Annotated in this window: 21 protein-coding genes; 12 read left to right on the top strand and 9 right to left on the bottom strand. The window is 66.6% G+C overall.

Going from position 1 to position 24,039, the window contains the following annotated elements; translation table 11 throughout:
* Nucleotides 1–92: 92 nt before the first annotated feature.
* The 8 genes from RF641_RS12310 to RF641_RS12275 all read left to right on the top strand — a co-directional run bounded on the left by RF641_RS12310 (nucleotide 93) and on the right by RF641_RS12275 (nucleotide 9,167).
* Nucleotides 93–950, top strand: a complete 858-nt coding sequence (locus RF641_RS12310) for a polysaccharide deacetylase family protein (RefSeq protein ID WP_424573294.1) — start codon at nucleotides 93–95, stop codon at nucleotides 948–950.
* 152 nt (nucleotides 951–1,102) lie between these two features.
* Nucleotides 1,103–1,879 carry a DeoR/GlpR family DNA-binding transcription regulator gene (locus RF641_RS12305; protein ID WP_053797218.1) on the top strand — a complete coding sequence of 259 codons (777 nt, stop codon included), beginning with the start codon at nucleotides 1,103–1,105 and terminating at the stop codon, nucleotides 1,877–1,879.
* Complete coding sequence (locus RF641_RS12300; protein WP_047118128.1) at nucleotides 1,876–2,859, top strand: 1-phosphofructokinase family hexose kinase; 984 nt, start codon at nucleotides 1,876–1,878, stop codon at nucleotides 2,857–2,859. The genes RF641_RS12305 and RF641_RS12300 overlap by 4 nt, the downstream gene beginning before the upstream one ends.
* 2 nt (nucleotides 2,860–2,861) lie before the next feature.
* Nucleotides 2,862–4,877 (top strand): PTS fructose transporter subunit IIABC, encoded by a 2,016-nt coding sequence (locus RF641_RS12295; protein WP_424573293.1) that lies wholly within the window; start codon nucleotides 2,862–2,864, stop codon nucleotides 4,875–4,877.
* On the top strand, nucleotides 4,874–6,565 hold the full coding sequence (ptsP, locus tag RF641_RS12290; protein WP_113607575.1) for a phosphoenolpyruvate--protein phosphotransferase: 1,692 nt from the start codon (nucleotides 4,874–4,876) through the stop codon (nucleotides 6,563–6,565). The genes RF641_RS12295 and ptsP overlap by 4 nt, the downstream gene beginning before the upstream one ends.
* 38 nt (nucleotides 6,566–6,603) lie before the next feature.
* On the top strand, nucleotides 6,604–6,882 hold the full coding sequence (locus RF641_RS12285; protein WP_047118131.1) for an HPr family phosphocarrier protein: 279 nt from the start codon (nucleotides 6,604–6,606) through the stop codon (nucleotides 6,880–6,882).
* 151 nt (nucleotides 6,883–7,033) lie between these two features.
* A complete protein-coding gene (locus RF641_RS12280; RefSeq protein WP_120991563.1) occupies nucleotides 7,034–8,335 on the top strand; it encodes an MFS transporter in 1,302 nt (433 codons plus the stop codon).
* Nucleotides 8,336–8,408: 73 nt separating this feature from the next.
* The gene (locus tag RF641_RS12275) at nucleotides 8,409–9,167 is read left to right on the top strand and encodes a polysaccharide deacetylase family protein (RefSeq protein WP_047118132.1); all 759 of its coding nucleotides are present in this window, start codon (nucleotides 8,409–8,411) and stop codon (nucleotides 9,165–9,167) included.
* Between the two features lie 6 nt (nucleotides 9,168–9,173).
* Here the strand turns inward: RF641_RS12275 and RF641_RS12270 are convergent, their stop codons facing one another.
* The 5 genes from RF641_RS12270 to RF641_RS12250 all read right to left on the bottom strand — a co-directional run bounded on the left by RF641_RS12270 (nucleotide 9,174) and on the right by RF641_RS12250 (nucleotide 15,039).
* Nucleotides 9,174–9,605 (bottom strand): SRPBCC family protein, encoded by a 432-nt coding sequence (locus RF641_RS12270; RefSeq protein WP_047118133.1) that lies wholly within the window; start codon nucleotides 9,603–9,605, stop codon nucleotides 9,174–9,176.
* 179 nt (nucleotides 9,606–9,784) lie between these two features.
* Nucleotides 9,785–10,153: a hypothetical protein gene (locus tag RF641_RS12265; protein ID WP_146956065.1), complete on the bottom strand. Its 369-nt coding sequence runs from the start codon at nucleotides 10,151–10,153 to the stop codon at nucleotides 9,785–9,787.
* A gap of 129 nt (nucleotides 10,154–10,282) precedes the next feature.
* Nucleotides 10,283–11,887 (bottom strand): tetratricopeptide repeat protein, encoded by a 1,605-nt coding sequence (locus RF641_RS12260; protein ID WP_424573292.1) that lies wholly within the window; start codon nucleotides 11,885–11,887, stop codon nucleotides 10,283–10,285.
* 22 nt (nucleotides 11,888–11,909) lie between these two features.
* Nucleotides 11,910–13,211 (bottom strand): tetratricopeptide repeat protein, encoded by a 1,302-nt coding sequence (locus tag RF641_RS12255; protein WP_424573291.1) that lies wholly within the window; start codon nucleotides 13,209–13,211, stop codon nucleotides 11,910–11,912.
* Between the two features lie 172 nt (nucleotides 13,212–13,383).
* Nucleotides 13,384–15,039 (bottom strand): thiamine pyrophosphate-dependent enzyme, encoded by a 1,656-nt coding sequence (locus RF641_RS12250; RefSeq protein ID WP_113607572.1) that lies wholly within the window; start codon nucleotides 15,037–15,039, stop codon nucleotides 13,384–13,386.
* 368 nt (nucleotides 15,040–15,407) lie between these two features.
* On the opposite strand from RF641_RS12250, the gene RF641_RS12245 reads away from it, so the two are divergent.
* On the top strand, nucleotides 15,408–16,928 hold the full coding sequence (locus RF641_RS12245) for a sodium:solute symporter (RefSeq protein WP_047118138.1): 1,521 nt from the start codon (nucleotides 15,408–15,410) through the stop codon (nucleotides 16,926–16,928).
* A 73-nt stretch (nucleotides 16,929–17,001) separates the two neighbouring features.
* Here the strand turns inward: RF641_RS12245 and RF641_RS12240 are convergent, their stop codons facing one another.
* Nucleotides 17,002–18,297, bottom strand: coding sequence for an adenylosuccinate synthase (locus RF641_RS12240; RefSeq protein ID WP_047118139.1), 1,296 nt, complete (start codon nucleotides 18,295–18,297; stop codon nucleotides 17,002–17,004).
* A gap of 524 nt (nucleotides 18,298–18,821) precedes the next feature.
* On the opposite strand from RF641_RS12240, the gene RF641_RS12235 reads away from it, so the two are divergent.
* Nucleotides 18,822–19,454, top strand: a complete 633-nt coding sequence (locus RF641_RS12235) for a hypothetical protein (protein WP_424573290.1) — start codon at nucleotides 18,822–18,824, stop codon at nucleotides 19,452–19,454.
* Between the two features lie 61 nt (nucleotides 19,455–19,515).
* Nucleotides 19,516–20,313: a MerR family transcriptional regulator gene (locus RF641_RS12230; RefSeq protein WP_113607569.1), complete on the top strand. Its 798-nt coding sequence runs from the start codon at nucleotides 19,516–19,518 to the stop codon at nucleotides 20,311–20,313.
* Here the strand turns inward: RF641_RS12230 and RF641_RS12225 are convergent.
* The 3 genes from RF641_RS12225 to RF641_RS12215 all read right to left on the bottom strand — a co-directional run bounded on the left by RF641_RS12225 (nucleotide 20,310) and on the right by RF641_RS12215 (nucleotide 22,752).
* Nucleotides 20,310–21,248: a DMT family transporter gene (locus RF641_RS12225; RefSeq protein ID WP_244910902.1), complete on the bottom strand. Its 939-nt coding sequence runs from the start codon at nucleotides 21,246–21,248 to the stop codon at nucleotides 20,310–20,312. The two genes, RF641_RS12230 and RF641_RS12225, sit on opposite strands and share 4 nt — an antisense overlap.
* Complete coding sequence (locus tag RF641_RS12220) at nucleotides 21,245–21,814, bottom strand: TetR/AcrR family transcriptional regulator (RefSeq protein WP_231736029.1); 570 nt, start codon at nucleotides 21,812–21,814, stop codon at nucleotides 21,245–21,247. Before RF641_RS12220 ends, RF641_RS12225 begins: the two co-directional genes overlap by 4 nt.
* 62 nt (nucleotides 21,815–21,876) lie before the next feature.
* Nucleotides 21,877–22,752 carry a LysR family transcriptional regulator gene (locus tag RF641_RS12215; RefSeq protein WP_120991567.1) on the bottom strand — a complete coding sequence of 292 codons (876 nt, stop codon included), beginning with the start codon at nucleotides 22,750–22,752 and terminating at the stop codon, nucleotides 21,877–21,879.
* A gap of 116 nt (nucleotides 22,753–22,868) precedes the next feature.
* Between RF641_RS12215 and RF641_RS12210 the strand changes: the two genes are divergently transcribed.
* The gene (locus RF641_RS12210) at nucleotides 22,869–24,035 is read left to right on the top strand and encodes an FAD-dependent oxidoreductase (protein ID WP_424573289.1); all 1,167 of its coding nucleotides are present in this window, start codon (nucleotides 22,869–22,871) and stop codon (nucleotides 24,033–24,035) included.
* Nucleotides 24,036–24,039 lie beyond the last annotated feature (4 nt).

The following is a 24,039-nucleotide window of genomic DNA, read 5'->3' as shown; positions in this document are numbered from 1 at the left end:
TTTCAGCGGTTTTGATAACAATTCGGTGGAGTTTGCGGACGACGCGGTCCGCCAGTTTGAAAACCGCGGCGGCGGCGCGGGAAGGTTGATTAATGCCTCCCCGTTCCCGCCGCCTTGCGGTGCTCCCTGTCGTCGTGTCCGCACTGCTTTTGGCCTCCTGCACCTCGCAGGTCCAAGCCGAGGACGGCTTCGCCAAGCAGGCGGTGGCGATGCTGCTTCCCGGTCAGGAAAGCCCTCGGCTTTCGGGGTCCACCGGAGTTCTCGCGCAGGCCGCCCCACAGATCCCCGCCGTAGTGGCGCCGGCCGGGCCGATGCGGCTGCATCCGCGCCCCGAGGTCGACTGCGACCAGTCCAAGTGCGTGGCGCTGACCTTCGACGACGGGCCGGGGCGCCACACCGAGCGGCTGCTGGACCACCTGGCCGCCGCGGATGTCCGGGCCACGTTCTACCTGCTGGGGCAGAACGCGCAGAAGTACCCGGAAACCCTGCACCGCATGGTCATCGAAGGGCACCAGCTGGGCAGCCACACCCACGACCACAAGGCGCTCACCGCGCTGAGCAGCTCGCAGATCACCCACGAGATCGACACGGCGGCGGCCATCATCAAGGATTTGACCGGCGTCCATCCCGGCACCGTGCGTCCTCCCTACGGTGCGCACAACGCCCAGGTCGATGCGCTCATCGACGCCCCGCTGGTGCTGTGGGACGTGGACACGCTGGATTGGCAGCACCGCGACCCGGCGAAGGTCGCGAGCATCGCCATGGAGGAAGTGCGCGACGGATCGATCATCCTGATGCACGACATCCATGAGAGCACGGTCAAGGCCGTGCCCGAGCTCATCAAGCGGCTGAAGCAGCAGGGCTACACCCCAGTCACCATCGACGAGCTGTTCGACGGGCAGGAGTTCAACAGCTCGACCGCCTACGCCAACCGCAACCAGATCCGCTAGTCCGGCGCACCCGCGGCCCGCAAAACCCACTCAAACACAGATAAAGCCAAAAGTTTCTCCGCATTTCACTTGACCCAGCCACGCAATCGGGCATAAAGTCATCTAAACACAGATCCATGTGTTGCAGGTCATGAATCCCAGCGGAGGCAGAAATGTTCGCCGAAGAACGACACCGGCTGATCGTAGAGCAGCTCGCGGTCGACGGAAAAGTCACCGTGGCGCAGCTCGCCGACCGCTTCGGCATCACCCGTGAAACCGTGCGCCGGGACCTGGCGCAGCTCGAATCCGAGAACCACCTGCGCCGCGTGCACGGCGGCGCCGTAGCCACCAGCGAAGCAAGCACCCGCGAGGAAAGCTACGTGGTGCGCACCGCCATCCATGCCGAGGCCAAGGCCCGCATCGCCCAGCGCGCGCTGAGCCTGATCCCGGTCTCCGAGGCCTCGGTCATCCTGGACGCCGGGACCAGCACCGAAATCCTGGCCGAGCGCATGCTCAAGACGAACACCGGAAACAGCCTGGTGGTCATCACCCACGCGCTGCCCATTGCCTCGGTGCTCGTGCAGAGCCAGCACATCGCCCTGGAGCTGATCGGCGGACGCGTCCGCGGCATCACCGGCGCGGCCAGCGGCGCCCGCACCGCCCAGGAATACGCCAACTACCGCGCGGACATCGCCTTCATCGGAACCAACGGGCTCGCCGCGGACTTCGGGCTGAGCACCCCCGATCCGCTGGAGGCGGCGGTCAAGCGCTCGCTGGTGGCCAGCGCCCGCCGTGTGGTGCTGCTGGCCGACGGCTCGAAATTCGACCAGGAAACCCTGGTCCGCTTCGCGTCGCTGCACGCCATCGACACCCTGGTCACCGACCGGCAGCCGGGCGCCGAGCTGGCCGCGGCGCTGGAAGCAGCCGACGTCGAGGTGATCGTGGCATGATCGTCACCCTGACCTGCAACCCGGCGCTGGACAAGACCATCGAGCTGGGCGCCGCGCTGGTGCCGGGGGCCGTGCAGCGCGCCGACTCCAGCCGCGTGCAGGCGGCCGGCAAGGGAGTGAATGTCACCCGAGCCATCACCGCCGCGGGATCAGGATCCCTGGCCCTGCTGCCCGGGGACGCCAGCGACCCGCTGGTCATGGCGCTGGCCGCCGACAAGCTCCCGCACCGCGCGCTGCCCATCGCGGCCCCGCTGCGCACCAACATCACGTTGGTGGACCGCCAAGGCGTCACCACCAAGATCAATGAACCGGGCCCGGTGCTCGGCGCCGCCACCCTGGCCCAGCTGGAACAGCTGATCACCGAGCAGCTGGCCGCCACCTCGGCGTCCTGGCTGGTCATGGCAGGCTCGCTGCCCCCAGGGGTCCCGGACGACTACTACGCCAAGCTGACCGCGCGGCTGCGCCAGAGGCTGGGCACCGGCTGCCCGAAGATCGCGGTGGACACCTCCGGAGCCCCGCTGCGCCAGCTGTTCGCCCACGGCCCGCAGCACGTCCCGGACCTGCTCAAGCCCAATGGCGAGGAACTGGCCGAACTGGCCGGATCCACGCTCACCGAGGACGAGCTGGAAGCCTCCCCCGAACTCACTGCCCGCACCAGCGCCACGCTGCTGGAACGCGGAGCCGGCGCCGTGCTCGCCACGCTGGGCGCCGCCGGGGCGGTGCTGTCCACCGCGGACGGCTCCTGGCATGGAATCCATGACCCGATCACCGTGCGCAGCACCGTGGGCGCCGGGGATTCATCGTTGGCCGGCTATCTGCTGGCAGATACGGCGGGAGCGGACCCGGCGCAGAAACTGCGCCTGGCCATCGCCTACGGAACGGCCGCGGCCTCGCTGCCCGGTTCGACCATTCCCACCCGCCACGACCTCCGCACTGACGCTGTCGCCGTCACCGCTCTCACGCCAAGACAAGGATCCTAACCATGAGCGATCTGATCACCCCCGGGCTCGTCACCCTGGATGCCTCCCTGGGCACCACCACCCATGACGTCATCACGCATCTGGCCAACCAGATCACCGCGCAGGGCCGGGCTACCGATGCCGCGGAACTGGCCGAGCACGCGCTGGCCCGCGAAGCGAAAACCGCCACCGGCGTGCCCGGAGGCATCGCGATCCCGCATTGCCGTTCGGCCGCGGTGACCGCCCCGACCCTGGCCATGGCCCGGCTGGCCGATCCGGTGGACTTCGGCGCCAAGGACGGCCCGGCCGACCTGATCTTCTTCATCGCCGCCCCGGAAGGCGCGGACAAGGACCACCTGAAGCTGCTCTCCAAGCTGGCCCGCGCGCTGGTGAAGAAGAGCTTCACCGCCGCGCTGCGCGAGGCCAAGAGCTCCCGGGAAATCGTGGACCTGGTCGCCGAGGTCATCTCCGACGCCCCGGCCGCGCCAGCAGCAGCCCCGGCCGCGGCTGAACCGGCCGTCACCAAGCGCGCGAAGGTCGTCGCGGTCACCGCCTGCCCGACCGGCATCGCGCACACCTACATGGCTGCCGACGCGCTGGCCCAGGCCGCCGCTGAGCTGGGCATCGACTTCGCCGTGGAAACCCAGGGCTCCTCCGGCTCCACCCCGCTGGATGCGGCGCTGATCAATGACGCGGACGCGGTGATCTTCGCCGTGGACGTGGACGTGCGCGACCGCGGCCGCTTCGCCGGCAAGCCTGTCATCCAGGTGCCGGTCAAGCGCGGCGTGGACGAGCCGGCCAAGCTGCTCACCGACGCGGTGGCGGCCTCCACCGACCCGCACGCCCGTCGGGTCCCTGCAGCTTCGGCCGAGGATCCCGCCCAGGGTCCGGACGCCACGAAGGAAAGCTTCGGCGGAGGGCTGAAGCGCGCGCTGCTGACCGGCGTGTCCTACATGATCCCGTTCGTCGCCGGCGGCGGCCTGCTGATCGCGCTGGGCTTCCTGCTCGGCGGCTACGCCATTACCGACGTGGCCGACACCTACCTGGGCGAGAACACGCTCTGGAACCTGCCCGAGGCAGGGCTGCTCGCCTACCTGGGCGCCGCCGCTTTCAAGATCGGTTCGCTGTCCATGGGCTTTTTGGTCCCGGCGCTGGCCGGCTACATCGCCTACGCCTACGCCGACCGTCCGGGCATCGCCCCTGGCTTCACCGCCGGCGCGGTGGCGGGATTCATGGGCGCAGGCTTCATCGGCGGCATCGTCGGCGGCGTGATCGCCGGCCTGGCCTGCCGCTGGATCAACTCCTGGTCCGTGCCGCGCTGGCTGCGCGGGCTGATGCCGGTGGTCATCGTGCCGCTGCTGGGCTCCATCATCGCCTCCGGGCTGATGTTCCTGGTGCTCGGCGGGCCGATCGCGCGCCTGACCGAAGCGCTGAACGACTGGCTCTCGGGCATGTCGGGTGTGGCCGCCGCCGGCCTGGGCCTGATCCTGGGCCTGATGATGGCAGTGGACCTGGGCGGTCCAGTCAACAAGGTCGCCTACTCCTTCGCCGTGGCTGGCCTGGGCGCCGGCTCGCTGGTGGAGAACCCCGCCCCGCTGATGATCATGGCCGCAGTGATGGCCGCCGGCATGGTGCCGCCGCTGGCCATGGCCCTGGCCACCGTGATCGCCCCGAAGCTGTTCAGCGGGGCCGAGCGCGAAAACGGCAAGGCCGCCTGGCTGCTGGGCGCCGCCTTCATCTCCGAGGGAGCCATCCCGTTCGCCGCGGCCGACCCGCTGCGCGTCATCCCCGCCTCCATGGTGGGCGCCGGCGTCACCGGCTCGCTGGTCATGGTCTTCAACGTGGTCAGCCAGGCCCCGCACGGCGGCATCTTCGTTTTCTTCGCGATGAACAACACCTGGCCGCTCTTCCTGCTTGCCACCGTGATTGGTACGGTGATCTCGGCGCTGCTGGTCATCATCCTGAAGAAGTTCGTCCGCAAGTCCCCGGCCGTCCAGGCCCAGCCGGCAGCCGCCGAATCGGCAGGAGTCGCAGCATGAGCACGCAGCAGGTTTCCTACCACGGCGTCGGCGTCAGCGCCGGGCGCGTGATCGGGCCGGTGCTGCGCATGCCCGATCCGATCACCGCCCCGGCCGACGGCGCCCCGCTGCCTGAAGGCTCCACCGCCGACGCTGAAATCGAGCGCCTGGCCGCGGCCACGCAGTCCGTCGCCGCAGCCCTCAAGGCCCGCGCGGCCACCGCCACCGGAGACGCGCAGGCCGTGCTGAAGGCCACCGCGCTGATGGCCAGCGACCGCACCCTGCTCAAGTCCGCCAGCAAGCTGGTCTCCGGCGGCACCTGCGCCGAATCGGCCATCTGGGAAGCCGCCGACGCGGTGGCGACCCAGCTCGCGGCGCTGGGCGGCTACATGGCCGAACGCGCCGGCGACGTGCTGGACGTGCGCGCCCGCATCGTGGCCGAGCTGCGCGGGGTGCCCGCCCCGGGCATCCCGGACTCGGACGTGCCGTTCGTGCTGGCCGCGGTGGATCTGGCCCCGGCCGACACCGCCACCCTGGATCCGGCCAAGGTGCTGGCCCTGGTCACCTCCGACGGCGGGCCGCAGTCGCACACCGCGATCATCGCCCGCTCGCTGGGCCTGCCCGCCATCGTCGCCGCCGCCGGCACCACCGCGCTGGATGACGGCATGCTGGTCTTCGCCGACGGCATCAGCGGCACCGTGACCACGAACCCCGGCGCCGAGCAGGAGCACCTGGCAGCCACCTACGCAAACCGCGAACCGCTGCCGGACTTCGACGGCAACGGCATGCTGGCCGACGGGCATCTGGTTCCGCTGCTGGCCAATGTGGGCAGCGGGACTGATGCCCAGGCGGCCGCGGCCGCCGGTGCCCAGGGCGTGGGACTGCTGCGCACCGAGTTCTGCTTCCTGGGCCGCGACGCCGAGCCGACGCACCAGGAGCAGGTAGCCGCCTACGGCGCGGTCTTCGAGGCCTTCGCCGGCAAGAAAGTCGTGGTGCGCACGCTGGATGCCGGCGCGGACAAGCCGCTGCCCTTCCTGACCGACACCACCGAGCCGAACCCCGCCCTGGGTGTGCGCGGCTACCGCACTGACGCGGCCAGCCCCGGCGTGCTGTCCCGCCAGCTGGCGGCCATCGCGCAGGCGGCCGGGGAGCACCAGGCCGAGGTCTGGACCATGGCCCCGATGATCTCCACCCCGGCCGAGGCCGGCGCGTTCGCGGCCATGGTCGCCGAGGCGGGCCTGCCCACCGGCGGCGCCATGATCGAGGTTCCCTCCGCGGCGGTGCTGGCCGGCGGCATCCTGTCCCGCTGCGACTTCGTCTCGCTGGGAACCAACGACCTGACCCAGTACACGATGGCCGCCGACCGCCAGTTGGGCGCCATGGCCGAGCTGAACGACCCGTGGCAGCCAGCGGTGCTGCACCTGATCAAGGCCACCTCCGAGGGTGCCCGGAGCGCCGGAGGCAAGCCGGTGGGCGTGTGCGGCGAGGCCGCGGCCGACCCGGCGCTGGCCGTGGTGCTGGTCGGCCTGGGCGTGAACACACTGTCCATGAACAAGCGGGCGCTGTCCCCGGTCGCGGCGGTGCTGCGCACGGTGGACCTGCCCGCCGCCCGACGTCTGGCAGCGCTCGCCCTGGACGCCGACTCGGCCTCCGAGGCCCGGCGGCTCGTGCGCGCCGAACTGCCGGAGCTGGACCGCTTCGGCCTATAGAACCAAGAAAACAAACCACCAGATCAAAGGAGCCTGTCATGGCAGAACGTCAAGCAATCATCGGCAGCCGCGTGGGACTGCACGCCCGCCCGGCAGCCATCTTCGCCGAAGCCGCGGCCGAGGCCCCCGTAGAGGTCACCATCGCCTTGGAAGGCGAACCGGCCGAAGACGCGCTGGACGCCTCCAGCATCCTCTCCCTCATGGGGCTTGGCGCCGAATACGGCACCACCGTCATCCTGCGCGCCGAGGGCGAGGGCGCCGAGGAAGCCCTGGACAAACTGGTCAAGGTTCTGGAAACCGACCACGACTCCGAGTAGTTCCAGCAGCTGGCCACGGCGCCGGCGGCCCCGATTTTCCCGGGGCCGCCGGCGCCGCTGTTTTGCCCGAAAGATCGCAAAAATAGTGATTGACAAAATTCAATCAGTGGCCTGATGATTGATTTCTACACATGCGGGACAGGAGCACGTCATGAGCACCTTGACGACTTCCATGCAGCGCCTGGTCAGGCCATTTTCACAACGGGACTATGCGCTGCTGGCCAGCGCCATGGTGGCATCAACCTTCGCCTCGGGCATGTGGGCCGTGGCAATGGTCTACCAGGTGCGCGCGTTGGGCGGCGGGCCGATGGAGCTGTCGGTGGTCGCCACCGTGAACAGCGTCGGGCTGCTGGCGCTGGTGCTGGTCGGCGGGATCGCGGCCGACCGCTATTCAAGCCGCAGGATCGTGATCGGCATCCAGGGGCTGTACCTGCTGGTCATGTCCGGCACCGCGGTGCTGTCGCTGACCGGCGCGGTGCAGCTGTGGCACCTGAGCGTTACCGGCTTCTTCGCAGGGGCCGGGGCGGCCTTCTTCTACCCGGCGTATTCCGCGCTGCTGCCCAGGATGCTTCCCGGGGAACAGCTGCTGGCCGCGAACGGGCTGGAGGGAACTGTCCGCCCGGTCGTGCAGACCGCGCTGGGGCCCATGGCCGCGGGCTTCCTGGTCGCGCTGATTTCCCCCGCCCATGCGATCCTCGGGGTGGCGTTGTGCCATCTTACGGCCCTGGCGGTGCTGCAGTTCATCCGGCGGCGTCCGGAATACGACACCGCGGCCCCGGAAGACGAACACGGCCAGCCCGGCATCCTGACACAGCTGCGCGAAGGCGTGGGCTACACAATGCGCACCAGCTGGCTGCGCTGGACGCTGCTTTTCTCGGCAGTCTCGGTGTTCTCCTTCATCGGGCCCTTCGAGGTGCTGCTGCCGTTCATCGTCAGCGACCAGCTGCACGGGGACGCCACGCTGTTCGGCTACGCGCTGGCGTTCTTCGGAATCGGCTCGGCGGCGGGATCACTGCTGATCGCCTCCTCCCGGTTCCCGCGGCGCTACCTCAGCCTGATGACCGCCTGCTGGTGCCTGGGCACGCTGCCGCTGGCCCTCGTCGGCTATGTCGACGCCGCCTGGATGCTCTTCGCCATCCTGGTGGTCTTCGGGCTGACCGACGCGGCGGGCATGGTCATATGGGGCACGCTGCTGCAGCGGCGGGTGCCGAAGCACCTGCTGGGACGGATTTCCAGCCTGGACTTCTTCGTCTCGCTGGCGCTGATGCCGGTGTCCATGGCGGTGGCCGGGCCGTTGAGCCAGCTGCTGAGCCTGCAGGCGATCTTCATCTGCGCCGGGGTCATCTCCCCGGTCTTCGGGATCATCGCCTGGAAAGCCGGGAAATTCGCCAAGGACGAGCTGGCCAATCCGTTGGATACCCCGGATCCCGTGGCTGAGCTGGAGAACGGCTAGTTGTTCACCGAAAATCCAGCACCGGATGCGTGGCATTGATGCGGCGCGGAGCGAAAAGCGAGATGGTGGACGCATGAGGTCTTCGTCCACCATCTTGCCGCGCGCCGCCGCAGTGCTGCTGAGCCTCGGCCTGCTCACCGGGTGCGCTTCCGGCCCCGCCCCCTCCGAGACGGCGAGCGCCCCGCCGGAGGAAAGCGCCGCGCCGGTCGACTGCACCGTTGCCAAGTGCGTGGCGCTCACCTTCGACGACGGGCCGGGCGAATTCACCGACCGGCTGCTGGATGAGTTGAAGGAAGCCGACGCCCCGGCCACCTTCTTCATGGTGGGCAAGAACGTGGGCAGATATCCTGACACCGTCAAGCGCATGGTCGCCGAGGGGCACGAGCTGGGCAGCCACACCTGGGACCATGCGGACATCACGACGCTGACCAAGGAGAAGATCGAGCACGAGGTCCAGTGGACCGACGAGGCCATCGAGAAGGCCTCCGGGCGCAAGCCCGATGTGCTGCGCCCGCCCTATGGCAGCCACGGCGTGGTCTACGACCGGCTGGTCCCCTACCCGCTAGTGCTGTGGGACGTGGACACGCTGGACTGGAAGCACCACGATCCGGTGAAGACCGTGAAGATCGCCATGGAAGAGGTCAAGCCCGGCTCGATCATCCTGATGCACGACATCCATGAGAGCTCGGTCCAGGCGGTCCCGGACCTGGTCGGAAAGCTCAAGGAGCAGGGCTACACCCTGGTGACCGTCGACCAGCTCTTCGCCGGAACCGACTTCGTTCCCGGCGCCGCCTATGAGCGCGGCGCGCACCCGGCGGCGGCGCAGGGCTGAGTCGGGTCAGGGAGCGGTTTCGGCGTACATGCGCAGCTGGTCGAGCTTGTCTTCCTCGCTTTCACGCACATGCCCGGCCAGCTCCTCGCACTCCTCCACACTCAGGTCCGGATTGATGATTGCCACCTGGAGCACCACTTCGGTGTACCCGGCGTCGTCCTTCAGGTCGTAGCGGTAGGACAACCCGTCGGGGTTCTGCGAGGTGTGCAGCACCAGCAGCCGGTTCTCGATGAGGTCGCGGACCTCGTACCGGCGTTCGTGCCCGGCGACCCGGTAGGTCAAGGTGGTTCCCACCCGCAGCTGGGGGTCATCCGAATGCATGGATCCGATGCCGTGCATCCACAGGGGTGCCGCCGCCCAGTCGGTCAGCAGCTCCCAGACGCGATGCACCGGAAGATGGATGGTCACGGTGCTCTCGAACACGCTGAACTGGCTCATACCGGCATCGTCCCATCCGCGGCCCGTCTTGCCAAGGGCTGGAAGCCCCGCGGCCCCTGCCGCGGGACGCTGCGGCGTAAGCTCAGAGAACGCAGGCCGACTCGCGCGGCGCCCGGGGCGCTGCGTGAACCGGCCTGCGGCCCTTCCTTCCGGCGTGGTGGCCGGGCGGGAGGGATGATCTACCAGTCTTCGTCTTCGTCCGCCTCGGAGATGCCGAGTTCAGGCTCCTGCTCCAGGTCGAAGTTGTACCAGGCCTCGGCGAAGTCGGCCATGGAGTCCAAGGCGTCCTGCGCGTCCGAGTCCAGCACCTCGAGCGCATCGGGACTGTTGAGGATCGCGGTGATCGCCACGAACGGATGGTGCTCGAAGTAGTCGGTCGGGGTGGCGCCCTCATTGAACGTCAGGTCCTCGCTCTGGGCGAAGAGATCAGTGTACTGAGCCACGGCATCGGGCAACCTGGTCAGATTAATACCGGTCAGGGACTCATTGTAGATTTCGGCAGTGGCATCTGCCCACTGCTCAATGAGCTCCTCGCTCATTTGTGCCATCTGTTTTTCCACCTCGTGCTCGGGAAGTGAACTGCGCGCGCAGTTCGGTAGCACTTCATCTTAAGCTGTGGCGTTCCATGTGCCAAGACGACCCGGGCCATCGTGATCCATGCCTCGCGGCAACGGCCGCTAGGGCAGCTCAACGGCCGGCAGCGAGGGCAGTTCAACGATCTCCGGGCGTTGGGTGCGCAGCTCGTCAAGGCTCTCGTCGAGCAGGTTTAAATCCAGCTCGGACCGCTTGGGATCCATCGGCAACGGGTCAGTGGGGGCCAGTGCGGAAGGGCCCACGACCAGCAGCGCGGCGGCGAATCCAGTCGCCAACAGGCCGGGCACCAGGTGCAACCCGATGAAGTAGATCCCCGCCACGTTGCCGCGGACCAGCGCCGCGCGACGGTGCTTGGAGGAGGCTCCCACGACCTGGCCGTAGGCAAATGCGTTGCCCGCCGCGCCCAACCGGATGTGCGCGACGATCAGGGGCACCGCCACTGACAGCAGGCCCAAGCCCAGCGCCGCCAGTGGCACCGTGGCCAGCCTGCTGCCGCCGGCGGCGCAGTAGCCGAACAGCACCAGGTTGATGCACACCATCAGCACCCGCATCCAGAACCCGGAGGCCAGCCACCCGCTGCGGCGCAGCAGGAACAGCCGATGCGCCTCGCGGTCCGCGGGATCCTGCGGAACACCGGCGGCCTCCCGGTCGACCCACGCGGCGGCCAGCTGGCTGCCCGCCACGCCAAGCAGCAGCACAACGGTCCCCAGCAGGCTTGCGGCATCGAAGCAGGCCAGCAGCGCGCCAACCAGCCCGGCGACCCAGCTTGCCCGGTAGAGCCGCAGCCCCCGAAAGACCCAGGGGTGCCGGGCGCGGATGTCGCCGGCGTACCCTGCCGGCAGGGGTTCGGACGCTTTCTTGAAGGTTTTCCGGTTCCACAGCGCGAAGGCGCCGGACACCAGCACGATCAACGCGGGCATGATGACCAAGACCGCAGCCTCAGCCAGCGAGTCGAACATGGCAAGGCAGGCCAGCAGCGGGATGAAGATCCAGAAGCGGTTGCGGTAGACGCGCTGCTTTTCGATGAAGGTTTCGGCGAAGTCTTCGTGCAGCCCCTGGTTCAGGGGGTCGCGGGCCAGCAGGCCGCGCAGCAGCTGCCCGCGGTCGCCGACAAGCTGCTGGCCGTTCTCCACCTCGGCGGCGTAGCGCAGCATCCCCTGGTGGTGCGGGTCGATGCCCAGGCCCGCCTGCAGGTGGGCCAGGGCGGCGCGGTGGTCCCCCGAGACCCGGGCGGCCATCGCCGCACCGAGATAGTACTCGGGGTTCTCCGGTTGCAGCCGAAGCGCATGCTCGGTGGCCTGCCGGGACAGCATGCGGTCTTCGGCGCTGCGCACGGAACCGGCCAGGATCAGGCCCAGCAGGTAGTGGGCATCAGCGAATTCCGGCCAGGTCTCGATCAGCCAGTACACCGTCTGCAGGGCTTCGTCGCGCTGCCCCAGCCGCATCAGCGCGAAGGCCAGGAAGAGTCCCGCTTCGGGCTGCTCGACATCCAGATTGAGCGCTGCACGCGCGGCATCAGCTGCTTCGGCGTGGCGGTCCAGATGCAGCAGCCCGGAGGCGTAGTGCACCCAAAATGCGGGATTCTCTTGGTGCTGCTGCAGGTTTTCCTTAAGCAGGTCCACCGCTTCCGCGGCGCGGCCGGTCGCCAGGTGGTGGCTGACCCGGGTACGCAGTACGTCGAATTCCATCAGACGAGTTTTCCTGTGCGCCCTAGAGCATTTTCCGCGAACGCAGGTAGTCGGCCAGGTCGTCGTAGCGGCCGTGCTCGTTGCCGAAGCGGACCACGTTCCGCGCGGATTCGAGCCACGGCAACGTGGAGGGCTTGACCTCCCCGATGGCCTGTTGGACATGGCCCATGTCCACGGGAACGACCTCATTGCGTTCGATGGACTGCATCATGGCCTTCTCCGCGGCCGTGGTGCACAGATGCTCCAGGTCGGCTCCGGAGAACCCGTCGGTGCGGGAGGTGATCCATTTGAGATCGATACCGGCGATGGGGCGGCGCTGCAGGTGGTGGCGCAGGATCGACCCGCGGGCCTCGGCATCGGGAGGGGTGACCAGCACGGAGCGGTCCAGTCGTCCGGGGCGAAGCAGCGCCTCGTCCAGATCCCATGGATGATTGGTGGCGGCCAGCACGTAGAGGCCGTCGTTGTTGGCCGAGAGCGAGTCCATTTCCAGCAGCAGCTGGTTGACCATCTGGCGCAGCCAGGAGGCGGAACCGGTCAGCGAGCCGCGGCGCAGGCCCAGCGCGTCGACTTCGTCGAGGAACAGCACCGTCGGGGCGTTCGCGCGGGCCTTGTCGAACACTGCCTTCAGGTTCTTCTCGGTACCTCCCACATGCGAGTCGAGGATGTCGGTCATGGTCACGGCCATGAAGTTCGCCTGCAGCTCGCCGGCAACCGCCCTGGCCACGAAGGTCTTGCCGCAGCCCGGCGGGCCGTAGAGCAGCAACCCGCCGCGCAGCGACTTGCCGAAGGCCTTGGCGATGGCCGCGTTGCGCATGGGAGCCAGGAAGGATTCGTTCAGCCGGTCCTTGACCGCCTGCAGCCCGCCCACGTCGGCCAACGTCACCGGTTCGCCCGCCGGCTCCAGCGGCGGCTCCAGCGCGCCGGAGTCCTCGCTGATCTGGAGGGGCTGCTCGATGAAGGGCGCGGCCAGCGCGTCGCCGAACTGCGCGGCGGCCGCGGTCCAGTCATAGCCGCCGTCCGCTGCATCCGTTCCGGATCCCGGGTCGGGTTCAGATGCGGAGGGGGCCGGCGCTGTTGGCTGCGGCGGCTGCACGGGGCGCTCGGCGGCGACCGTGCCGCCGACCAGTGCCGCGGTCACCTGGCCCAGCAGGCCCAGCGCAGTCGCGTTTCCGGGGTCCTTCTGGATTACGAGATTCAGCTGAGCCAGTGCTTCCGCTTGGCGGTTGGCTCCGTGGAGCAGCTGCGCGAGGTGCAGCCCGAGCTCCAGATCTTCGGGGGCCTGCTCAACGGCGCGCTGCAGGCTGGCAATTAGGGCTTCGTTCACGGTTTGTCGGCTCCCCGAGTCTCGTCGTCCCTGCCGCGGATTCCTGCACAGCAGAGCAATGCCTTTTTAAAGGCATCCAGCGGGCGCCCAAAAAGGACACCCGCTGGAATTATACGACTATTGAGCCGGGGAAATCCCCTCCGCACGACACCAGCCGCGCGGAACGGAGCCCCTAGTAGGCCTTGACGCCCTGCTCCACGATCAGGTGGATCAGCGCAAACTTCTTGTCCTCGTCGATGGCCTTCAACGCCGCTTCCAGCGCCGCCGGAACCTCGGCATCCTGCTCCACGCGCACGCCGAATCCACCGAAGGCCTGGGCCATCAGCGCGAAGTCGGGGTTGGCCAGCTGGGTGCCGGAGACGCGTTCCGGATACTGGCGCTCCTGGTGGGTGCGGATGGTTCCGTACTGCTGGTTGTCCATGATGATCACCAGCGGGGTGGCGCCGTACTGCGCGGCGGTAGCCAGTTCCTGGCCGTTCATGAGGAACTCGCCATCGCCGGCGATGGTGACGACGCGGCGGCCCGGGTAGCTCAGCGACGCCGCCACGGCGGACGGCACGGAGTAGCCCATGGAGCCGTTGCGCGCCGAGATCATCGAGGCGTATCCGTTGGTCGGGAAGTAGCGGTGAGCCCAGTTGGTGTGCTCGCCGGCGCCGAAGGTCACCATGGCGTCCTCGGGCAGCGACTGCACCAGATTGGCCATCATGGTGGCCATCTTGGCCTGGCCCTCGGATGGAGCTGCCGGCGGAAGCTGCGCGAATTTCTCCTGCTCGCCGCGCATCCGCGAGGTCCATTCCTTCCAGGAATCCTTGACCGGCAGGTCCATCAGCAGCAGGTCGCGGACGAACACGTCCGGCTTGGCCACGATCTGATGGGAAACCGGACCTGAACGACCACGCAGGGCGGGGTCGATGGTCACGATGAAGTTCTTCTTTTCCCAGTTCTGGCGGACGTTGAACCCGTCGGTGATCACGTCGCCCGGAACGGTGCCGACGAAGACGAGCAGGTCGGTTTCTTCGAGCAGGTCGTAAGTCGGCTTCGGACGTCCGTAGCCGATCGGGCCGACGTAGGACGGCGAGCTGAACGGGACGGTGCCCTCGCAGCGCCACTCCGCGGCCGCCGGCAGGTCGTGCTCTTCGAGCCAGCGGGTGAAGTCCGCGGCGCCCTCGTGCGACCAGTCGTTGCCGCCGAAGACGAACAGCGGCTTCTCGGCTTCCTGCAGGGCCGAGTTCAGCGCCTTCCAGTCGGTCACGGTCATGCCGCCGGTGGCCACCGGAATCTCCGGGTGCAGCTCGGCGGAGATTTCATGGCGGATGATGTCCTCGGGCAGACCCACGACCACCGGGCCGGGGCGGCCGGACATCGCCGCGAACATTGCCTCGGCGACGATTTCGCTGGCGCGCTCCGCATGGTCGAGGATCATCACGCGCTTGGCGCCGGTGCCGAACCAGGCCTTCGGATCGAATTCCTGGAACGCTTCCTTTTCCCGGTGCTCGAAGGGAATCAGGCCGACGAACAGCACCAGCGGGGTGGAGTCCTGCCATGCGGTATGCAGCCCGACGTGGGCGTTGGCCGCGCCGGGGCCGCGGGTCACCATGGCGACGCCCGGGCGCTGGTGCAGCTTTCCGTCGGCTTCGGCCATGTAGGTCGCCCCGCCTTCGTGGCGGCAGACGATTGTCTCGATCGGCGAATTATGCAGTCCGTCAAGGACATCGAGGTAGCTCTCCCCCGGAACGACATAGGTGCGCTCAACACCGTGCGCGGCGAGCGTATCGACAATTACATGTCCGGCAGATTTCCGCATCTGCGCTTGACCGTTTTCACTCATGTTCTAGGGGCGTCTTTCTTTTTCTAGGTCGTCAGACGCAACAACGAGTTAAAAGATCATTGTGATCGTGCGATGCAACGTTGCGTCGTCAAAAAACACTACTAAAACCAGAGCAATTGCACAGCATGAATACCTATTGCTACGCGAGTATGACATGATGCGCGACTTCATGCATATCCTTGCTCATATTGTCTACAGAATTCCGAACAGTGGGACAGTGTCCTTCATCACTGAAATCCACTCCCGCCAAACGACGTCGCGCAACCCCGGAATGTTGACCAGATCACGTTGAAACAATATTCTATTAGAAAACTAATGTTTACTGGCAGGAATCACCGGCTAGTCAAACTCTCCAGTGAGGTTCTCCCATGGAATTCATTAACGGAACGATCGTCGCGGTCTACCTCGCGGCCATGCTGGCCTTCGGCTGGTGGGGCAAGTCCCGGACCAAAAACAGCAGCGACTACCTGGTAGCCGGGCGCCGACTTGGTCCGGTGCTCTACACCGGCACCATGGCCGCAGTGGTCCTGGGCGGCGCGTCCACCGTGGGCGGCGTGGGCCTGGGCTACAAGTGGGGCATCTCCGGCATGTGGCTTGTCGCGGCGATCGGCGCCGGCGTCATCCTGCTGTCCCTGGCCTTCGCCCCGACGCTGCAGAAGCTGAAGGTCTTCACTGTCTCCCAGATGCTGAGCCTGCGCTACGGCAGCAAATCGGCCACGAACACCTCCGGCATCGTGATGCTGGCGTACACGCTGATGCTGTGCGCGACCTCGACCAGCGCCTACGCCACGATCTTCGTGGTGCTCTTCGACTGGGAGAAGTGGGTGGCCATCGCCGTGGGCGGCGCCATCGTGGTGGTCTACTCGACGATCGGCGGCATGTGGTCCATCACCCTGGCCGACCAGGTCCAGTTCGTCATCAAGACCATCGGCATCTTCGCGCTGATGCTGCCGTTCTCGCTGAACGCGGCCGGCGGCATGGACGGCATCCGCGAGCGCATCGGCGCCGAGTTCTTCGACATCACCGGCATCGGGCTGCAGTCCATCATCACCTACTTCGTGGTCTACACCCTGGGCCTGCTGATCGGCCAGGACATCTGGCAGCGCGTGTTCACCGCCAAGACCCCGAAGGTCGCCCGCTGGGGCGGCACCACCGCCGGCTTCTACTGCATCATCTACGGCATCGCCGGCGCCCTGATCGGCATGGCCGCCCGAGTGGCGCTGCCGGACATCACCGGGGCCGATACCAACAAGGATGTCGTCTACGCGGAAGTTGCCACGCAGCTGCTGCCGGTGGCCGTGGGCGGCCTGGTCATGGCGGCCGCCGTGGCGGCCATGATGTCCACCGCTTCCGGTGCGCTGATCGCCGCCGCGACCGTGGCCCGCACCGACGTCACCCCGTTTGTCGCCGGCTGGTTCGGCCGCACCATCGAAGTGAACTCGAACGAAAACCCGGAGCACGACGTGCGCGCGAACCGCATCTGGGTGCTGGCGCTCGGCGTGGTGACGGTATCGCTGGCGATCCTGGTGGACGACGTGGTTGCGGCGCTGACCATCGCCTACGACATCCTGGTCGGCGGACTGCTGGTCGCGATCATCGGCGGCCTGCTGTGGAAGCGCGGCAACGGCCTCGGAGCCACCGCCTCGATGGCGGCCGGCACGCTGGTCACCCTGGGCACCATGATCGTGCTGGAGATCCAGGCCGAGAACAAGTTCGACGGCGTCTACGCCAACGAGCCGATCTACTTCGGCCTGATCGCCTCCGCGCTGACCTTCATCGTGGTGTCGCTGGCCTCCAAGCCCACCGATTCCGGGGTGCTCGCGCACTGGAACCTGCGCGTCTCGGGCAAATCGCAGGAAGAAGGCGTCATGGCGGAAACCCGCAACTAGCCTGCGCAGCCACCGCAAAAGCATCGAGCCACCGGCCCCGGGAGGGGCAGGTGGCTCGATGCTTTTCTCCTGTTTAGAGCTTGTCGCTCAGCAGGTCGTGGCGCACGATGGTCTGGTCGCGGTCCGGACCCACGCCGATGGCGGAGATGCGGGTGCCGCTGATCTTCTCCAGGGCCAGGATGTAGTTACGGGCGTTCTCCGGCAGATCCTCAAGGGTCTTGGCTCCGGAGATGTCCTCGGTCCAGCCCGGGAAGTACTCGAAGATCGGCTTCGCGTGGTGGAAGTCGGTCTGGGTCATCGGCATTTCATCGTGGCGCACGCCGTCCACGTCGTAGGCCACGCAGACGGGGATCTGCTCGATATTGGTCAGTACGTCCAGCTTCGTGACGAAGTAGTCGGTGAAGCCGTTCACGCGCGAGGCGTGGCGGGCCAGTACCGCGTCATACCAGCCGCAGCGGCGCGGGCGGCCGGTGTTCACGCCGAATTCGCCGCCGGTCTTCTGCAGGTACTCGCCCATTTCGTCGAACAGCTCGGTCGGGAAGGGACCTGCGCCCACGCGGGTGGTGTAGGCCTTGATGATGCCGATGGAGCGGGTGATGCGGGTCGGGCCGATGCCCGAGCCCACGGATGCGCCGCCGGCGGTCGGATTCGACGAGGTCACGAACGGGTAGGTGCCGTGGTCGACGTCCAGGAAGGTGGCCTGGCCGCCTTCCATGAGCACGACCTTGCCCTCGTCCAGCGCCTTGTTCAGCACGTAGGTGGAATCGATGACCAGCGGACGCAGGCGGTCGGCGTAGGACAGGAAGTACTGCACGATGTCCTCAGCGATGACGCTGCGGCGGTTGTAGATCTTGACCAGCAGTTCGTTCTTCTGGCGCAGCGCGCCTTCGACCTTCTGGCGCAGGATGGATTCGTCGAAGACATCCTGCACGCGGATGCCCAGGCGTCCGACCTTGTCCATGTAGGCGGGGCCGATGCCGCGACCGGTGGTGCCGATGGCGCGCTTGCCCAGGAAGCGTTCGGTCACCTTGTCCATGGTCTGGTGGTACGGGGCCACCAGGTGGGCGTTGGCCGAGACGCGCAGGCGCGAGGTGTCCGCACCGCGGGATTCCAGGCCGTCGATTTCCGCGAAGAGGGCTTCCAGGTTCACCACGCAGCCGTTGCCGATAATCGGGTTGGTGTCAGGGGAAAGAATGCCGGCTGGCAGGAGCTTGAGCTCGTACTTTTCGCCGTTAACGACCACGGTGTGCCCGGCGTTGTTGCCGCCATTGGGCTTCACTACGTAGTCGACCTTGCCGCCGAGCAGGTCGGTGGCCTTTCCTTTACCTTCATCGCCCCACTGGGCTCCGACGATCACGATTGCTGGCATGGGATCCTCCCCCTTGCATAAAAAGCAGCGGTTGCGGCGTGCTTCGCGCCGGCCCGGCACGGTACCGGGCAAAAAATATGCCCCTGTCCTGCTCACTTGCCCGAGCCGGGCATCGCAAGAGTTAGGGGCTCTTACGACCAAAGTTTACCGAACCGCTAGCGGAAGTGCGAGCCGGGAAGCCTCCCGGCGCGTGGTGGGCTGGTTCTGCACGCGTCGAGAAGCCCGGAAAAACGGTATGCATTGGGCTTCAATTCACTCCATAGCCTTGATTAATCCTGCAGCTACGGCAGTATGGATGGACGGCGCCGGATAGTCATTTGCACCACGTGGCACGCACCGTTTGCACCGCACCGACAGGACCGTACACAACGCAAGGACAACCGATGAAAACGCAGCCTCGTCTTCTGGCTCTCATTCCAATCGCGGCACTTCTCGCCGCGTGCACGCCGGGCTCCCCGGACGCGCCGGCGGGCGATTCGGCCACGGCTTCCAGCACTCCTACGGCCGCATCATCAAGCCCGACCATGACAAATAGCCCGAGCGCTACGCCAGCGCGGCAATCGCCAAGCACCACCGAAACCGAGTCAGCCGCCGAGGTCGACACCCGCGACTGGAAGACCTTTGCCGTCCACGGCATTTCCTTCAAGTATCCAAGCAACTGGACCATCCGCGTGGATGACTTGGACGACCCGTCTCCCGATCCGGATAATCCCTATCAGGATTGGGACATCGTCACCGAAAAAGGCCACTCCATCGCCACGTTCGAGGCGAATTCAGCCAAGGACACCGACGGCGATCTTGCCACCTACAAGCGCACCACCTTGGAAACCGAAAAGGTTCCGGCGAAGCTGCACACCCCCGCAGTGTTCGTGGCGGAGCACTTCGTCCAGACCGAATCCGGAGACGACTCGAATGACGAAAAGTTCGTCATGTTCCTGAGCACCAAAGAAAGGGCCGAGGACCGCGGCACGGACCCTGCGTTGTCCTACTTCATGCCCGTCGCCGACTTCTATACCATCTTCGAGTCCGATGGCGATCTGCCAGAGGCATTGGGCATCGACGACGACCACGTAACAATCGAAGCGGCCAAGAAAATCATGAAATCGCAGGAATACCGAACCCTGAAGGCGATGATGCTCAGCGTCTCCGTCAAGTGACAGCAAGAAAATCTGCCTCATTCTTGACCCTGACACCGTGTCAGATGGGATAACTGAAGACATGTTGACCATTGGGCAGTTCGCGCAGATCGGCCAGGTGACCCACCGCATGCTGAGGCACTGGGACACCGCTGGCCTCTTGGTCCCCGCTCACGTGGACCGGGCCAGCGGCTATCGATCCTACGATCCCTCGCAGCTGCATCGGCTGCACCGGATCGTCGCGCTGCGGCAGCTGGGGTTCGGCCTGGCCGAAATCTCGTTGATGCTCGAAGGCGCAGCAGATCTCGAACGGCTCAAGGACCTGCTTCAAGCCCGCAGGTCTGATGTCGCCGCCGAGTACGAACTGGCAACCACCCGGCTGGCGGATGTCCAACGCCGGTTGGATCTCATCGAACAGGAGCACCACATGTCCAGGATCGAACTGATCGACAAGCCGTTGCCGGCGCTGCGACTCGCCGCGCTGACACGTACCGTGCAGTCCCAGCCCGAAATCGCGACCGTCATCGGCGGCATGTTCGCCCAAGTCGAGGCCGCGCTTCCCGAAATTCCCGACTCCATGGCCATTGCCCAGTACCGTCCGGTCGAAGACGGGCTGGAAGTCACGGCGGGTTTCGAATATGCAGGGCCGGCGGTGGCCGGATGCGACATCGTTGAGCTTGGCGCGCAGCCGGCGGCGCTATGCGGGGTGCATCTGGGGTCCATGGACCGCATCCACGAAAGCTGGCAGGCGGTGCACCAGGAAATCCTCGACCGGGGTTCGGCCCCCAGCGGCCCGTGCCGGGAACTGTACGTACGCTCGGAACCGGAGGACCAGTCCGACTGGGTCACCGAACTGCAGCAGCCCTACGCGCGGAGCTAGTCGACGTCCAGCAGCACGCCGGCTCGCAGCGGCACCCGGGACCGGGGCCGCAGAAGCAGGACAACCAGCGCCGCGGCGATCAGCACCATGCCAATCCACCCCATCAGGCCCACGCGCTCGCCCAGCAGGAACACGGCGAGCGCCGCGGCAACGGCAGGTTCGCTCAGCGTGACGGTGGTTGCGGTACTGGCCGGGACCCGGGACAGGGCGATCCCGAACAGGACGTATCCCAGGAACATCGGGACCAAAGCCAGATAGGCGGCGACCGCGAAATTCAGCGGATCCTGTACCAGCGGCGCCCCGGTGGCCAGCAACACCGGCATCAGCAGCAAACCTCCCAGGCCGAAAACCGCTCCCACCGCTGCCTTCCGTGGAATCCCGTTGGCCATCAGCCGTCCGGCGGCCCAGGAATAGACTGCGTAGCTGGCACCGGCGGCAAGTCCCAGCAGGCAGCTGGCAAAGACCGTTTCGGCATTGGCGTTGTCCCCCGCGGCCCTGGCGAATCCCAGCAGCGTACTGCCGGAGATGCCCAGCGCCGCGGCCAGGTACCAGCGGGTGGTGAGCTTGATTCCGTCGATGAGCCGCTCAAGAAGTCCGGAGAACAGCGGTGCGGTCCCCAGCGAAATCACGGTTCCCAGGGCGACGCCGCCCAGATGCATGGACGAATAGAAGGCCAGCGGATAAACCAGGATGCCCACGGCCCCGAGCATGACCAGGCGTCGGTTGATCACCAACGGGACTCGGGCTGCCTTCAGGGAACGTGCGCCGAGCACCGCTTGGAGCAGCCCGCCGATGCCGAGCGACGCAGCCCCGATGGCCAGGGGCGAGACGCCGTGGGCCTGCGCCGCGGCGGTGCCGGTGGTTCCCCAGAGCACCGAAGCCGCCAGCAGCATCAGCACCGCTGTGCCCTGCGCACCGCCGGCCGGATTTTTCACAGGGCACGCACCATGCTGGTGATCAGCGACTTGGCTCGGTGCAGCAGTTCGCTGTGGCCTTCCAGGCCGGCCCGCGAGATGGCGCCCTCAAGCAGGAAAGAGATCTGTTCGGCGAGCGCGGCGGCCTGCCTGGAATCGGTCAGCGATTCAAGATGTTCGCGGAGCAGGTCTTCAACTTGGGCCTTGTGCCCGGCCACGATGGACCGTCCGGGGTCTCCCGCCGGCAGCTCCGCGGCCGCGTTCAGCAGCCCGCAGCCGCGGAAACCATGCTCATAACCGGCCTCGGCATGGTCGAGGTAGGCGTCCACGATGGCCAGCACGCCGCCGACCGGATCCGAGGACGCACCGAGGCGGGCGCGATATAGTTCCAGCCATTCCTCGTGGCGGGCCTGCAGGTAGGCCGCCACCAGCCCCGATTTGGATTCGAAATTGTTATAGAGGCTCATCTTGGCCACTCCGGCTTCCGCGATGACTGCATCGATGCCCGTGGCGGAAATGCCGTGGGCATAGAAGAGCCGCGCCGCGGCATCCAGGAGCTTGGATCTGGCATCAAGGCGCGGGGACAAGGGAACCTCCAAGTAGACAGGTCGGTCTAAATAGACAGACTAGTCTAGTTAGACCGATCAGTCTAGGTTGTTCCCGCGGCTTCCTTCAGGCATCGCAGAAACACGTCCGCCGCGGGATTATCCGAGCTCGCCGCCGCATAGAGGGCGCTGCGCGGATTGCCGGCGATCGGCCGGAACACCACCTCCGGCATCTGGAAACGCGACACCGAGGCCGGAAGGATCGACACCCCGAGCCCGGAGGCCACGAGCCCCAGGATGGTTTCCTGATGGATGGCGCGTTCGACGATGCGTGGCGGGGAAAAGCCTTCGAACAACGAATGCACCAAGGTGTAGAAACCATTCATGTACTTGTAGGGGAAGAGCACAAAGTCCTCACCCAAAAGCTGCTCAATCTCCAGCTCCGCCTGCCCCGCGAGGCGGTGGTCCGCTTGGATCACCGCTACCAGCGGCTCGGCAAGCACCTCGGTGAGCACGAGTCCCGGAACCGGAGCCGGGTCACGCAGGATTCCCAGATCCAGCTTCCCATCCAGCAGCTGGTCAATCTGCTCATCGGTGGTCAACGGGCGCAGCGCAAGATCCACACTGGGCCGCAGCTCGCGAAATAGCCTAATGGCACCGGGCAGGGCCGCATAACTGGCCGAACTGACGAAACCCACGGCGATCCTGCCCCGCAGCCCAAGCCCGGCCTCGGTCAACTCATGGTTGGCCCGCTCAAGATCCGCCAACAGCGGGCTTATCCGATCGCGATAGGCGCGCCCCGCAGGGGTCAGCTCGACGCTGCGCGTGGTGCGGCTGAAAAGCCGCACCCCGAGCTCCTGCTCAAGCTTCTTGATCGCCACGGTCAAGGGCGGTTGCGACATCCGCAGCGAGTCGGCGGCGCGCCCGAAGTGCAGGTGCTCGGCCACCACGAGAAAGTACTGAAGCTGTCGAAGTTCCATGCATCTATTGTTGCACGAACACTAATAATTTCTTTGAAAATAGTATTGGACTAGATAATAATTTTTGTGGGTTACTGGAAGCGGAACAATCGCACACCGCCGTCCAGGAGCACACAATGAGCCAGAAGACCCACGCCCCATCCGCCGAATACATTGTCATCGGAGCGGGCTTGAGCGGTGCCGCAGCCGCATGGAAGCTCGCCCAGCGCGGCCACGAAGTCACACTGCTCGAGCGCAAGGTTCCCGCCGCGGCCGATGCCAGTTCGCATGGCTCGGCGCGCATCTTCCGCTACGCCTACCCTGACAGCTTCTACACGGATCTGGTCTGCAGGGCGCGGACCGCCTGGGACGAACTTGAGCTGGCCAGCGGGCAGCAGCTGATCTCCCCGCACGGCTCGGTCGACTACGGGGCATTGCGCAACCCCCGCCATTTGGCGTCGGTATTGGAATCCGCGGGAGTCGAGCACGAACTGCTCAGCGCAGCCGAAGCGCGCGACCGCTTCGCGGGCATCGACTTCGACACCGAGGTGCTTTGGCATCCGGGTGCCGGCGTCATCGATGCCGAACGGTCGGTGCAGGCCATGGTCGCCCAGGCCAAGGCGCATGGTGCTCGGATCGAAACCAACTGGCCCGTCGCATCCGTTGAAGCAGCCGGCAGCGGCTACCGGGTCAACAGCGCGGACGGGCGCTCCTACCTCGGGTCCAGAATCGTCGTGGCCGCCGGAGGGTGGCTGCCCGGGCTGCTGGGCAACCTGCCGCTGCCCGCGGGCTTCGCAGGCAGCGTGCCGACGATGGACGTCTACCAGGAAAACGCATACCACTTCCCCTACCGCAACCAGGATCCCGAGGCCCGCCTGGCCTGGCCCACGTATATTCACAAGGATCCAGCATTCAAGTCCTATGGCCTGCCTGGCGGACGCGATGCCGGGTTCCGCGGTCAAAAGGTCGCCGAATACATGGGCGGGCGCCGAATGGACAGCGCCGCGGCGCAGGACGGGCGCATCGATCCGGCCAACCGCGAACGCGTCATCGACTACGTCAAGCGCTACCTGCCCGGTCTGGACCCGACCCCGTATGCGGAGACCACCTGCATCTTCACGTCCACGCCCACCGAGGACTTCATCATGGACGAAACCCAGGGCATCACCATCATGTCCCCCTGCTCGGGACACGGGGCGAAGTTCGGCCCGCTGCTCGGTGACCTGGCCGCAGACCTGGCCACCGGAACCGGCACGGTTCCGGAGCTCTTCCGTCTGTCCTCCCATGCCAAGGCCCTGGCCTAGAGCG

Origin of the sequence: Arthrobacter sp. 'calajunan' (assembly GCF_046940185.1) — a bacterium.
Lineage (GTDB): Bacteria > Actinomycetota > Actinomycetes > Actinomycetales > Micrococcaceae > Glutamicibacter > Glutamicibacter soli.
The sequence above is the reverse complement of the archived record's forward strand: the minus strand, read 5'-3'. Positions and strand labels throughout refer to the sequence as shown.